This window comes from Gluconobacter sp. DsW_058, assembly GCF_002153615.1.
Taxonomy (GTDB): Bacteria; Pseudomonadota; Alphaproteobacteria; order Acetobacterales; family Acetobacteraceae; genus Gluconobacter; species Gluconobacter cerinus.
On the sequence record NZ_JOPH01000044.1, the window covers coordinates 1 to 14,013 of the forward strand.

The 14,013-nt window shown below is 54.1% G+C and carries 9 protein-coding genes and 1 pseudogene; 3 read left to right on the forward strand and 7 right to left on the reverse strand.

The features are described from left to right. Nucleotides 1–71 precede the first annotated feature (71 nt). Together HK24_RS09505 and HK24_RS09510 are read left to right on the forward strand one after the other, a co-directional pair. Nucleotides 72–443 (forward strand): annotated as a pseudogene (locus HK24_RS09505) (SDR family oxidoreductase); the annotation flags it as partial. 235 nt (nucleotides 444–678) lie between these two features. Continuing rightward, nucleotides 679–2,700 (forward strand): GAF domain-containing protein, encoded by a 2,022-nt coding sequence (locus HK24_RS09510; protein ID WP_158092995.1) that lies wholly within the window; start codon nucleotides 679–681, stop codon nucleotides 2,698–2,700. A 186-nt stretch (nucleotides 2,701–2,886) separates the two neighbouring features. Here HK24_RS09510 and HK24_RS09515 read toward each other — a convergent pair whose 3' ends face one another. Beyond that, the gene (locus tag HK24_RS09515; RefSeq protein ID WP_086634283.1) at nucleotides 2,887–4,263 is read right to left on the reverse strand and encodes an NAD-dependent succinate-semialdehyde dehydrogenase; all 1,377 of its coding nucleotides are present in this window, start codon (nucleotides 4,261–4,263) and stop codon (nucleotides 2,887–2,889) included. Between the two features lie 317 nt (nucleotides 4,264–4,580). Then, complete coding sequence (locus HK24_RS09520; protein ID WP_233126211.1) at nucleotides 4,581–6,005, reverse strand: MFS transporter; 1,425 nt, start codon at nucleotides 6,003–6,005, stop codon at nucleotides 4,581–4,583. A 564-nt stretch (nucleotides 6,006–6,569) separates the two neighbouring features. On the opposite strand from HK24_RS09520, the gene HK24_RS09525 reads away from it, so the two are divergent. Further along, nucleotides 6,570–8,177: a tannase/feruloyl esterase family alpha/beta hydrolase gene (locus tag HK24_RS09525; protein WP_086634284.1), complete on the forward strand. Its 1,608-nt coding sequence runs from the start codon at nucleotides 6,570–6,572 to the stop codon at nucleotides 8,175–8,177. A gap of 132 nt (nucleotides 8,178–8,309) precedes the next feature. On the opposite strand, the gene HK24_RS09530 is transcribed toward HK24_RS09525, so the two are convergent. From HK24_RS09530 to HK24_RS09550, 5 genes are read right to left on the reverse strand one after another with little or no spacing between them, the layout of a single operon-like run. Next, entirely contained in the window at nucleotides 8,310–9,767 is a 1,458-nt protein-coding gene (locus HK24_RS09530) for a carbohydrate porin (RefSeq protein WP_143412309.1), read from the reverse strand. Continuing rightward, nucleotides 9,764–10,273, reverse strand: coding sequence for a heme-binding protein (locus HK24_RS09535; RefSeq protein ID WP_233126213.1), 510 nt, complete (start codon nucleotides 10,271–10,273; stop codon nucleotides 9,764–9,766). Before HK24_RS09535 ends, HK24_RS09530 begins: the two co-directional genes overlap by 4 nt. Nucleotides 10,274–10,278: 5 nt before the next feature. Continuing rightward, nucleotides 10,279–11,913: a GMC family oxidoreductase gene (locus tag HK24_RS09540; RefSeq protein ID WP_086634285.1), complete on the reverse strand. Its 1,635-nt coding sequence runs from the start codon at nucleotides 11,911–11,913 to the stop codon at nucleotides 10,279–10,281. A 20-nt stretch (nucleotides 11,914–11,933) separates the two neighbouring features. Then, a complete protein-coding gene (locus tag HK24_RS09545) occupies nucleotides 11,934–13,394 on the reverse strand; it encodes a cytochrome c (RefSeq protein WP_086634286.1) in 1,461 nt (486 codons plus the stop codon). Nucleotides 13,395–13,413: 19 nt separating this feature from the next. Next, nucleotides 13,414–13,965: a sugar dehydrogenase complex small subunit gene (locus tag HK24_RS09550; protein ID WP_158092996.1), complete on the reverse strand. Its 552-nt coding sequence runs from the start codon at nucleotides 13,963–13,965 to the stop codon at nucleotides 13,414–13,416. Nucleotides 13,966–14,013: the final 48 nt, after the last annotated feature.

A 14,013-nucleotide genomic window follows, 5' to 3' on the forward strand; every position in this document is an offset into this window, starting at 1 on the left:
TCCGTGTTTCGACGAGCCTATCAGGCAGCAGTATATCTCTCACGCATTAAAATAAAAACGCAACTGTAGTGCTAGCGAGTGGAAGTGCTATCATCAACACGTCCTCCATCAACGCGTTCGCTGGGAACAAAGCCCTCTTGGCTTACTCAACCACCAAAGCTGCGGAAATGGGTTTCACGCGTGCACTGGCGCTTCAGCTTGTTTCGAAAGGTATTCGTGTGAATGCCGTCGCTCCTGGCCCGGTCTGGACCCCTCTACAGCCAGCAAGCTGGGGGCCAGTTGACCCGCAGTCCGTCGCAGATCTTGGAAAAGATACACCCATGGGACGTTGTGGAGACCCTTCCGAGCTTGGCCCAGCATATGTTTACCTCGCGAGTAACGATGCATCATTCGTGACCGGACAGACACTTCATGTGAACGGCGGCATGATTATCAACGGCTGATCGTCCAAGGGATCCATTGCCTACACGTTAGCTGGCCTCTTCCTCCCTTGCTAAAGCTGGCCAGGGAGGTTTTTTGTCTCAAACGACGCTCCCTCCAGATACATCTTATTGGCAGTTCTACTCCGGACGTATGAAAGCCGTTATATTTGAAGGTGCGTTCTTCCAAAACAGGATTGGAGGTAAGCGCCAGTCGCGGTATGCTGGATACCATGCAGGATTTGGACATACCTTGAGAATGGGCTCTGCCGACGGACTTGACCGGGTGAATGCCTACGGAGATCTGTCGGCCTTTTCCGACGCGGACCTGAATGACATCGCGGTGGCAGCCGCTGCACTGTGTCAAACTCCCATAGCCCTTGTCAGTATTCTCGATCAGGACAGACTGTGGTTTTCAGCCCGTGTCGGCACAGATCAGCCTTTCGGTCCGCTTGCAAATTCAGGATGTGGGCAAGTGATTGCCCGTAAGGTTCCGGTTGTTATACCTGACATGCTGGCAGATCCCTACACCCAGAAGAATACACTTGTCTGCGGTGTGCCTGGACTACGGTTTTACGCGGGCTATCCACTGTTCGACACGCAGGGAAGGGTAGTCGGCACCCTTTGCGTTGTCGATCTTGAAACACGATCTGATGGCTTGTCCTCACATCAGAAAGATGGGCTCGCTGCGCTGGCGCGGCAGTCCATGCGTCTGATGGATTTGAGGCAGGCGTCAGTTACTCAGGAACGGCGTTTTACGGCTCAGCAGCTTCGCAGCCAGCGCGCTGCGAAGCGGGTGCGGGAGGCCGAAGCAGAACGGCGCCATGCTCTGGAAAAATATGCTCTCCAACAAGCAGCGGGAGCGGCTGGCGGCATAGGCATCTATGAGTATGATCTGGTGTCGGGAGACATTACCGTGTCGCCCGAGGTCTGCCGGATTGCAGGCATCGATCTGATTCCTACTCTTTCGGCAGAGCAATGGATTGCCCTGATCCATCCCGATGACAAGGTGACGATACCCACTCTGAACCGAATTCTTGAGGGAACTGCTCCTTTAAGGCTGCAGTACCGCATCCTTCGGGCCAGCGACGGAAAAGAGCGATGGGTTCTCCGTCAGGGTATTCTGGATCATGACGAAGCCGGACGCCCGATCCGGCTGATCGGAACTCTTCAGGACGTAACACCCGAACGAAATGCGACTGCCAGGCTGACAACGCTTCTCGCCATTGGTGATGCCCTTCGTACTGCCGAAACGCGCCAGAAGGCCCTTCAGGAAACATGTCAGTTGCTTGGAAACCGTCTTGATGCGCAGCGCGTTGGTTTCGCCCGCATTTCCATGCGGGAAGAGCGCTTCACTGTGGAGCAGAGTTGGTGTGCGGCTGACATGCCGCCCATCAGCGGAGAATTCTCATTCGAAGCCTTTCGGCATACGTCAGATTTCCTTCGCGGAGGTTCCGTCTTCATTCTGGATGATATCACCCATACGTCGTGGATGAGTGTCGAACAGTCCGCCTATCAGTCCGTGAATGTCATTGCGCAGGTACTGGTCCCGAAAATAAGGGGAGGAGACCTGACGGGCTGCCTTTTTGTCCATAGCTCTCAGCCTCGAGAATGGACTGTGGACGAGACGTCTTTCATCCGCACGGCTGCCGACAGAATTTTTGCTGGTTTGGATGAGTGGGATACTCTGTCCCGGCAGGATCTGATTAACCATGAAATCCTTCATCGCTTGAAGAACACGCTCAGCATTGTTCAGAGCTTGGCCCATCAGGGTTTTCGAGGTGTTGAGGATCAGAGCGCGCTCACAACATTCACCGCGCGACTGATTGCGCTAGGTTCAGCGCATGATCAATTGATGAGAAGAAACTGGCAATCTACAGACCTTGCCAGTCTGACAGTAGCAGTCATGACGCCGCTCGGCTTGGAAGGAAGGGTGAAAGTGAACGGACCTTTCCTTTGCCTTGGGCCCGATACGGCAACATCCTTCTCAATGGTCCTTCATGAACTGGCCACGAATGCCCTGAAGCATGGCGCGCTGAGTGTCCCTGATGGGATCGTGAGTTTAAACTGGACGGTCGAAGGGTATGGACCAGAGTCAGCTATGATGTTGATCTGGCAGGAAACTGACGGCCCATCAGTGACAATGCCAAACCGGACAGGTTTCGGAATTCGCCTGTTACAGGCTGGCCTGGGACATCAAGGTAAGACCGAACTTCACTATGATCCTGAAGGTTTACGCGTAGAAATGACAGCATCAATCATTTCTATGGCCAGCCACTGAATTTGGAAGAAGTCGTCGGCTCCATAGTCTAAGGGCTATGGAAATCTTTACCGGCGCTCACTTACAGAGACTGCGCTGGGGAGAGACTGGTGATACAAATAGAGCGGGCGTCAGGCTACGCAGTTTTATCCAGCGCTCGTAATATTGAGCACCAGATAAAAGCGCATACGTGGGTCTAGGAGCTCGTCAGCCGTGCGCGACGACGACCAGCTTGCGATTAACAAACTCCATGATCCCGAGGTCGCCCAGCTCACGTCCGTAGCCAGATCGTTTGACCCCTCCGAAAGGGAGTTCCGGCGCCGTGCTGGTCCATTGGTTAATAAAAACCATGCCGGTTTCTATCTGAGAGGCAAGCTTCTTGGCGCGTTCATGATCTTTCGAGAATACCGATCCACCGAGGCCGTATGGAGAGTCATTGGCTAACGCAACCAGCTCGTCTTCGCTTTTCACAACATAAACCTGCGCCACCGGTCCGAAGAACTCCGATTTGAACGAAGGACTGTTCTTGTCGATACCGGTCAAAATGGTCGGTTCGTAGAAGAAGCCGGTCCGATCAGCGACCTTTCCGCCCGTCAGAACTTGAGCACCATGCTTCACAGCTTCGTCCACTTGCTTGGCGATTGTTTCCAATGCGGCCTTGGACGACATCGGTTGCAGCGTGGTTGCCGGATCCAAAGGGTCACCCAAACGGGCTTTTTCAAACTCTGTTTTCAGGCCAGCAATAAACGCGTCTGCAACTTTCTCATGAACAATAAAGCGCTTGGCCGCGGTGCAAACCTGCCCGGCGTTTGAGAGCCGTGCTGCAGTGCCGATTTTGATTGCGCAAGCGAGATCGGCGTCATCGAGAACTGCAAAGATATCCATGCCACCCAGTTCAAGAGTGGACTTCTTCAGATGCTTGGCCGCGGTAGCCGCCACCGCTGCGCCAGCGCGTTCTGATCCTGTAAGCGCGACGCCCTGCACTCTGTCATCACCGATAAGAGCCGCGACCTGGTCAGGCGTTATGAACAGGTTGACACAGGCGCCATCCGGCGCGCCTGCGTCACGAACGAGGGTTTCGAAAAGCTCTGCGCAATGGGGGACAATTTCCGCGTGCTTGATGAGAACGGAATTCCCTACCGCGAACGCTGGCGCAACAACACGGACCAACTGGTAAAAAGGAAAATTCCATGGCTCTACAGCAACGAGCGTTCCAATCGGCGCATTTTCGATCCACGCCTCTCCAAGAGATGTCTCGCAGGATGTGGGCTTCAGCTGCTCTTTCGCGTGATCAGCATAAAAGCGTGCAATACCGCCGCAGAGTTTGACTTCCTCTTTCGCGTCAGAAAACCGCTTACCCATCTCGATGCTCGCGGCATGCGCCAAATCATCAGCGCGCTCATCAAAGAGATCTGCAATTTTCGATAATACAGATAGTCGCTTCTCGATCGGCCCCTGACCCCAGTCAGCTGATTTGAAAGCTGCATCAGCTCTACCGAGAGCTTCGAATGCCTGCGCATCCGTGTGTTCAGGGTACGTTTTTACAGTTTGTTCGGTGAAAGGATTGACCGTCTGGTAAGCCATGGTGTCATTTTCTCCGCTGACTGGTAATTGTCTGTTCCGGCTAATCAACCGCCCACAAACCGAAAACAGTCAGTTTCGTGATTTGCAATGAGATCCTGTGAAAAACGGACCGTTGGAACCTAGATACTCAGTGAACGCTCCCAACTGCGCGAGAGTTCTCGTAAAAAGAGAGAGTGCTTGCCAGTATGCCATCACGATTTTTTAAGCATCATGGTGAGGAGCCGGAGAGCGAGTGCTTTAGCAACGATGATGAGCGCGAGAACTATAGCGCTCGAGTTCTCATCTCACCTTATCGTGAGACGCATATTTCAATCAATTCAGCTGCGCTTTCCTGAAATTTCTGCCCCGAGGTTGCGTGACATTTTCCAGAAACCAGATGTGCCAATCAGCACGATCACAGCAGTCAGCAGAAAGACTGTATGCAGTTCGCGCAGACTGATTGAGGCGTGACCATACACGTGAGAGAGCATGGCAAGCCCGAAAGCAGTCATGGCAACGCCCACAGTCGAGCCCGCCTGTCCGAGAATGGACATGATGGCAGCGGCCTTGCTCCTTTCGTTGTGACTGACATCCGCAAAGGCCATCGTCGAAAGACTGGTGAGCTGGAGCGAGCGACATAACCCCGCGACCACGAGGGAGAGACCTAGCAAGACTGGAGATGTCTGGGTGTTCAGCAAAGTAAAGGGGAGCAGCGACACCGCGACGAGTAAGCCATTGAAGAAGAGGATGTTCCGGAAGCCGCCCCACCGAATGATTGCAGACGTCCAGGGTTTTATACCGAGATTGGCGCAGAAATAGGCCAGCAGCCATGTTCCGGCCTGCATGGGAGAAAATCCAAGCCCAAGCTGTAAAAACAGCGGAAGCAAAAATGGGGCAGAGGAAAATACAGCGCGGAAAATTAGCCCAGGGTAGAAGGCCGCATATCGCAGGCTGGCGCGTTTAAGAGGTTCCAGAGAAAGAATGGGAGTAGGGTGAGCTTTAAGATGACGAACGGCTGACAGGCTGATGATGGCTCCTGCTATTGTAAGGCCACATGCAACAATCTGCTCCGTTCCCGTTTCAGAAATGCGCTGAAGGCCAGACAGCAGGCAGGTCAGACCTGTCCCGCAAAGCACAAAACCCTTGATATCCAGCTTTCCTGCTCCTTCCGCAGGTTCGGCAGGGACCACACGCAGCATGATCAGAACGGCTAGAATTCCGATGGGCAGATTAAGCCAGAAATTCCAGCGCCATCCGACGGTCTCGGTCAGATAGCCGCCTAGAACCGGGCCAATGATTGGAGCGGACAAAGCAGGCCATACAGTGACGGACTGCGCTTTCATCAGGTCGCCTTTAGGCGTGTGACGCAGGATGATCGACATGCCTACAGGCATCATGACGGCACCGGCCAAACCTTGTCCGATCCGTGCGCAGACAAACATGGGAAGTGTCTCCGCCAGACCACAAAGCAGGGACGATAGCGTGAAAAACGCTACAGCCAGACACATGACGCGCTTCTCACCAAACTTCATGGCCATCCAGGCAGAGATGGGTGAAATAGCAACCGACGCCAGAAGATAGGCAGTCACGCCCATCGAAAGATCAAGCGTCTTTACCCCAAAGGAACGCGCCATTGTTGGAAGGGAGGTGTTGATGATGGCTCCGTCAAGGTTCTGCATGAACGTCGCAATAGCCATGGTAAAAGCAATAAGCGGGGAGTAACGCAGAGCCTCTCCCGCGTCAGACTGAGCAGAAAAGGCCACGGTTTTTTGAGAGGTCTCCGGCAAAAAAAAGTCTCCAGAAGAGAAGTTCAGCTGATAGTCCGACGGGTTCGGGGAACGTTTTTGCCGGAAAATATAGGGTCTTAGGGAAGCAGGCAGTTCACAAACCACGCTGTTTCAGACCGTGACAAACAAGATAAGTGGAGCCGGTCTTCGGAAGCAGGGAAGGTTACCAGACTTTTGTGCAACAATAAGGAAACTGTACCTTATGGCGACGCTCGTCTGCGTGAAGACCATGTTTGATCCTGACGGCACTTTCGTCCGAAATTGTAGAGTACTGGCTGCAATGGACGGAGATTTGGCCATAACCAGGCTACCAATTATCCCAAATATGCTCTTCATCCCGCCCAGCCTCATTGGTGCTCCTACCGCTTGACGGCCCTTTCCGAAAAGCGAGACTGAAACACTGCATTGCAGCACGGAACGGATCAAGGCTTTACCTCTTCAGCTTTGAGGTGTTCAGACTGCGTCGTGCTGTCTTAGGTTGCAGAGGCTTGATCTTTGGTACGCCAGACAACGCCACGGAAGCAAAAAGCCGAGGACCCTATGCCAATCATGCAACCCCGCCGCTCTCGCCACACGCAATTGCCGCGTCAAATTCTGGCAACTTGTGCAGTGGGGGCGTTCTTCTTGGCCTCAGGGTCTCTGCTTTTGTCTTCAGAGGCGCGTGCTGCCAACTGCGCAGATCTGGCGCGCCTAGCACTTCCCAATGCGACCTTTACCAAGGTTGAAACCATAGACGCCAGAGAGTGGCACAGCGCGCAAACAGATCTGAGCCGGATCATGACAGCCCCCGGCATGAACCTTGCAGGACATCCGGTTCAGGCTGCCAACCCGGCATTCTGCCGTGTGGCTATGACGCTCCACCCATCTTCAGATTCAGCAATCCAAACAGAAATCTGGCTTCCGCTACAGGGCTGGAACGGAAAGCTGCTTGGGGTCGGAAATTTCGGATGGGCAGGCTCCCTCATGTATGACGGCATGGTGACGGGTCTGGGTGAAGGATATGCTGTTGCCAGCACAGATACAGGCCATGACAGTTCTACGCCCGAAGGACAGGGGGGACGTTTCACGCTAGGGCATCCGGAAAAGCTGGTGGATTATGCTTATCGCGCTGACCACCTGATGACGGTGATGGCAAAGCAGCTCGTCCGGCGCTTTTATGGGAAAGCCGCTTCTCATGCATATTGGATTGGATGCTCCCTGGGCGGGCTGGAAGGCTTGATCGAAGCCAAGCGTTACCCCGATGATTACGATGGCATCGTTGCTGGAGCGCCTCCTAACCCGATTGTCAATTTCAATGGTGAGCAGCTCTGGGCAGGGTGGATGAGCTATCATGATCCCGCACTGCGTGTGGGGCGCGAGAAGTTCCAGCTTTTGAACCGCGCAGTCATGGTGGCATGTGCCTCTCCGGTCGGGAAAAGCCAGGGTTTTCTTGACGAGCCGGACAAGTGCAGGTTCGAGGCTAAGCAGCTTTTGTGTAAGGGAAAGGATACGAAGGGCTGCCTGACGGCCAATGAGGTCAAAGCGGTGGAGCAGATTTATCGTGGCCCGGTTGATCCCCAAACAGGCAAGGTTATCTTTCCCGGGCCTGCGAAAGGCAGTGAAGACGGATTTTCAGCGGATGGAAAAGCGTTTCCTGTGGCTCTTGATCTGTTCAGATATGCTGCTTTTCAGAACCCCGCATGGGACTGGACTACACTGAAGTGGGACACTGACATCGCCTCCGCAACCAGCAAGCTTGGTCCGCTGCTTCATATCGATGACAATCTGACGCCTTTCTTCAAGCGTGGAGGGAAGCTGTTAATGTATATTGGCTGGAATGACGGGCATAACCCGCAGGAACTCACCGGATACTATCAGGCCCTCATGCAGCATGCCGGACCAGGAGAACAGAAGTCTGCTCGCCTCCTTGAAATCCCCGGTATGGGGCACTGCTATGGCGGAGCAGGGTGCGACACGTTCAACAAGCTTGGCGCGATCGATGCGTGGGTCGTACGTCACGACGCTCCACAAACGATTATTGCCTCTCTGGTCGAGAGCGGGAAAGTCATACGCACAAGACCGCTCTGTGCATGGCCGCAAGTTGCCCGATATGATGGACACGGCCCTATGACCACGGCGGCTAGCTTCAACTGTATTGTGCCAGAGTGAAAACTGAAATTTTTGAATTTAAAGAACGGGAATTTCAGCCATAATACCAAATGACGGGACGAAGCTATGTCAGCTTTTGTCCCATCATGTGGAGTGCAGAAAGCCAATCTGGTGAAACCGAACTTCTGGCAATCAGAAATTGGAAGTCAGCTGCCCTCCGATAACAGCGGCGTCCTTGAAGGTGGTCGTAGCCCCTGGGCGTTGGAGATATTGAAAGTCTGCCTGCAACGTTGTGCCGCGCATGAGATGGGTGCTGTAGAACGCTTCATACACATTCTCCCAATGCTGCACCCCGTAAACAGGCCCCCACTGATTATCCAGATAGGGCAGGCCAAGCGCCAGGGATGATTCCTGCTGAAGGGTGACGGTATGGCTCATGTCCATATGCTGGAACATGATACCAGCCTGATCGCCACTTCGGTGCCACGGCGTTCCGCTATCGACTATTCCGATCCACTCATGATCTCGCATGGCGACAAGATTGCCCTGCGCATACCCAACACCGCCGATAAGAATAAGCCCATCGGTAATGCCGGGCCCATTGCGGACCAACATCTGGTCAAACATGAACCAGGCTGACGTCATCCCGGCTTCATAGCGCCGCCCAAGGCCTGTTGCCTGAAAGGAGTTGCCGTTCACGTCCTCGTAGAGATTCGGATACCGCGAGTTATCGTACCAGGCGCCAAGCTTGTAATTGCCTCGCAGTTTGTTCTTACCGAAAGACGGCATCCAGCCGATTTCAATCTGCGACGAGACCTTACCTAATCCACTCTGAGCAAGAGCCCAGCCTGAAATGCCACCGTTGTAACTATGGGGCGAAACCGCGAAGACGCCTCCCATGATGTAAGTTTGCTCCGTCGGACGGAGACGCAGCACACCACCAAGGTTTCCGGAGGGCCAATCGCGTCCACCCGGGACGTATTTCCCGGGAGCGAAATTACTGCAAACCGACACGTTCATGAAGGAACAGGCAACGTAATCGAACGCAAAGAAGCTTCCCGTTGGAATATCACCGAGGGACAAAATGATGCGGTCATTCAAAAAAGACTTATCCGCATACATGGAGACAAGATGCGCAACCACGTTACCGCGGGCACCGTAGATCTGTTCAGGGTTGGTGACTGAATCGCCCAGTGTATGGCTGAAGCTGCGTCCATGGCCGTTAATGACGAGAAGATGCGTCCAGAGACCCTTCACACCGGCAAGCTGCTGCCAATCGACATCCAGTTCGGCAGCCACCTGACCGGCCAGCACGTTATCCCGCGTGCGGCCACCCGTGACATTGGCCATGTATTCTTCATTGAGCGCGACATTCAGATACATGCCGTGCTTTGTCAGCCATGTCTGCGCACCACCCCAGTCTCCAAACAAATGCGGATTCCCATAAAGAGACGGGACGAGGGGACCGACCGCGAAGGTGCCCATGCCTTCCATCGCAAAAGCACGGGACTTGTAGGATTCAGGTGTTGCAAGGTTCTGGGAAGTTTCGCTCTGGGCGAGCGCCTGACGGCCGGGACCAACGATACCCAGGGCCGCGCACAGAAAAAAGCCAGCAAGTTTTTTCCTGTGCATTGGACGTCGGGTTTTCATTCAGTGCTCTTTGCCTTTGAAGTCTGCAGGAAGGTGGTGACTGTGGACTGAGCGAGATGAGCATCGGTCTCACCTTCGCCACCACTCAGACCAAGAGCCCCTACAAGTTCGTTGTTCACCATGATCGGGTATCCACCGCCGGCGGGAAGGGCATTCGGCAGAGTGCTGATCATGTAATTCCCGCTATTGAGGGCATGTTCCATGTCAGCCGTCGGACGAGCGAATGAGAGCGCGGTCTTGGCTTTGCGGATCGCCAGTTCGATACTCCCGAGTTGTGTCCCGTCCATCTTCTGAAAAGACACCAGATTTCCTCCCGCATCAACAATAGCGATGGCGACACGGGCATGACTGGCCACCGCAAGCTTCTTGGCCTGATCGATGAGGGTATTTGACGTCTCTAAATTCACGGTCAGGTCCTTCGCTGATGCAAGCCCCGTAAGACTTGCTGTTGCGATGAAAATACTTAGGACGGCGCCAATGGTCCGGCGCTGAAATAGTTTGTACAAAACACTTACCCCTGTTTCAGGTCATTGAGAATGGCATCGGCGGCGCGGAGTGAGAGCGCAGCCATCGTCAAAGTGGAATTCACCGTTCCAGACGCCGCCATTGTTGCGCCTGTAGCGAGAAACAAATTGGCGTGATCATGCGTTCTGAGCCACTCATCCACGACAGAATCACGCGGATCATGGCCCATGATGGTACCACCGGTGATGTGATTGTTCGGAGTAAAGAACGGACTCATTTCAATTTCGGTCCCCCCAAGGGCCTTGGCAATGTCCATCAGGCGCTGTCGGGAAATGACCGCTGATTTGCGCACATATTCTCCCACGTCATACGTGACTTCGGGATGGGGAATACCGAGAGCGTCCTTATGATCCTTGGAAAGGACGAGACGGTTATTCGGGTCAGGGAGGACTTCATGGTTGGCGTAAATGTCCACACCATGAGCCGTACGGCGGCGGATTTCCTGGTCCAGTTTCTTGCCAACCAAGCCCATGGATAGAGCTTTCATGCCAGCACGGGAGTTCTGAGCCGTGTTGTTGTAGCCAATCTGTGTCGCGGCATATTCAGAACGGAAATCACCATCACGGAAGTTCGTAATGGAGCTCATCTGAACCGAACCGCCGCCAGCCCAGATAGGCTCAGCAGACTGGAAGCTCATACCGATGCCCGGATGGTCCATCATGTTCCTGCCAACAAGGTCCGATGAATTTGCAATACCGTTCGGATTGCGATCATTGGCCGCAAGCAAAAGCAGTTTGGGTGTTTCAATACCGTTAGCGGCCACAACGAACGTTTTGGCAACGACACGATGAGACTGTTTTTCCGGATCATAGAAGCGGATGGCGGTGATCCGGTTCTTGGCATCCGTCTCCATCGCATACACGACAGCGTTCGGAATGATCTTGGCCCCCAGCTTTTCAGCCTTCAATGCGGCATAGACCCCGTTGTACATCGCTCCAATGGGGCAGATCGGCATGCAGTTGTTATTTCCGCAGCACTGGGGACGGCCATCATAGGGACGACTGTTACGGGCCTGAGGAACAGGAGTGTTTGAAAACCCAAGTTTGCTCACCACATCCGTGAAGGTGCGGTCTCCATATCCATAAGGCATGGATGTCATGGGCCAGGGATTTCTGCGGGGGGCAGACGGCGTAATGTCTTCTCCATTTGGACCCATAACGCCCATCTCGCACTCTGCCTCGTAGTAGTATGGCTCTAGCGTGTCATAGCTCATGGCATAATCGCGCCCCACGCCATAGGTGGAGTGCAGCTTGAAATCGTTTGGCAGATACCGCCAGCTTGAGGCTGCCCAGTGCCAGGTTGTACCACCAACGCCCTTGATGATGCCCTGCTTGTAGGCTGTTCGGTCCGGGCCTTTGACGATCAGGTAATTATTATCCGGAAAGTAGTTGGTGTGGGGCGCCCACGGAACGCTGGGATAGGGCGTTGCGTAATCATACTGGGACTTGTTGTCTGGCGGCATGTTCCGCCAGTTCTCCACAATCTGGGAGCGATCACGCCGAGGACCGGCATCCAGGAGCAGGACAGAAAGACCGTTGCGAACGAGTTTATGGGCGAGCAGGGACCCACAGATTCCTGCTCCGATAATGACGACATCAGCCGAAAGCGTTTCACCAGACATGATTTTACCTTTGAATTCTATTAAGCGACACGCTGTTTCCGACGGCTGATCAGCCACCAGACGCCACCCACCACGACGATGGCCCCTAAAACGCCACCAGCTCCGAGCAGAAGCATCACGCCTGGGCTTGCGAGTTTGGCGAGAGGGACCTGCTTGCCGCCAACACGCACCTGTTTCACGGCATCGGCAGAGACAGTGGCCTGCGCGTTGCCAAAGTGGCTCAGAACGTAATCTGCGATTGTCGCGATCTGCTCATCATTGAGCGGTTGCACCAAAGTTCCCGGGCCAAAGGCTGGCATCAGGATTTCATGATCGTCCGTTGTACGATCCACGCCATAGAGGATGCTGGCAATCAGATCGTTCGGGTTGCGCTGCCCGGTCGTGGTATTCCCCACGAGGGACGGATAATATCCATCCGCTGATCCTTTGCCGTCCGACTGGTGGCAACTTGCGCAGACGGCTTCGTAGAGGGCTGCCCCGTCCGTTGTTTTGGACAGGGTGCTGTTGTTACGCCGCGCATTCGCGTCGGCAACGCTATAGCTTGATGGGCGGCCGAGATGAGCGAAATTGGCAACCGTTTGACCAGCCTCGGCTTTAGGCGGAACCGACCTGAGATAGGTCACGATCGCTGAAATATCCCCGTCTGGCAGATACTGCAGACTATGCTCAACGGCTTCAGCCATCGGTCCTGCTGCACGTGCATGAGCCGTTCGGCCGGTTTTCAGGTATTGGTAGAGATCATGGTCAGACCAGCCGCCAATGCCGCTTTGAGGGTCATTGGTGATATTCGGTGCACGCCATGAGCCTATATCTGCTCCCGCCAGATAAGCGGACTGATTAGGTGCAAGCAAAAAATTGCGTGGCGTGTGACACTCGCCACAATGAGCCAGTTCATCAACAAGATAGCGCCCGCGGTTCCAGTCATCGTTGTGGGTATGGTCGAAGACATATGGCTTGCCTTCAATGCGCGCGGCAATCTTCCAGATACCCAGTGAGGCACGGATAGAGAACGGGAAGGGGAGCTGTGTCCTGGGCGAGGGCGCATCTACAGGTTTTACTTCGTTCATGATGTAGGCGTAGAGCGATTTGACGTCTTCATCCGTCAGGCGGTTATAGGCGTCATAAGGCATGGCCGGATAGAGCTGCGCACCGTCTGCGCGAATGCCGTGCCTTAACGCCCGAGAAAACTGTTCAAGCGTGTAGTTTCCGATGCCATGAGTTTTGGATGGCGTAATGTTGGTAGAGTAAATGTTTCCCATCGGGGATGAGATCGCATATCCACCAGCCAGAAATTGACCATCCCGTCCGTTTGTATGGCACGCAGCACAATCGGCTGCGATCGCAAGATAATGGCCACGACTAATAGATGGTTGATGAGCTGAAGCGGGTGTGGGCTCCGTCGGTTGTGCCAGTGCAGACGCTCCTGCGAAAAGCAGAACCGTTGTCAGGGCAGTGCCGGACAGAGAACGAAAATATCGCATTTTCACTGTGATAATTTCCTTAGAATTCCGGCATGACGTCGACGGAACTGGGCTCTGCAACCCAGTAATTTGGCCCGTTATGAGCGTAAGTCGGGATGACGACGACATCGCGAGACGATTGATACATCAGCGCTTTTTCGAAAGCGTAAACCTTGGCGTTCGTTCCACCTTCAATAACGCCAGCATACCAACCGCGGATAATCTGCAGGAGCGTGGTATGCAAAGGATCCCCGTTCAGACCTTCGTCCAGCGCCTCAACATCCTGATAGCCGTTTTTCGCGATCCTTTCGCGAAGAGCTGCTACGCGAGCAGAAAAATCGTGTGTCTGGGCCTCAAACGCGAGGAGCAGCGCGGATCCAATAGCGAGATCCAAATTTTTATGGCCGGTGGCAAAGGTTGATAGCTGCATAAAATCTGAAACGCCATTCCGGTTCGATGCTACTATTTCTTGAGCAGAACCTTTCTTAATCGTTCCGATTGCAGCAGCGGTGATGCAGGCGCCGGATAGAGCCAGGAGACGCCTGCGGGAGAGAAAGACCGGGACAGGATTGGGATCAGGTAATTTTTCCAACGGCGCTCTCCAGAGACATAGTTTGATACGTTATGCCCCTTCATCCGG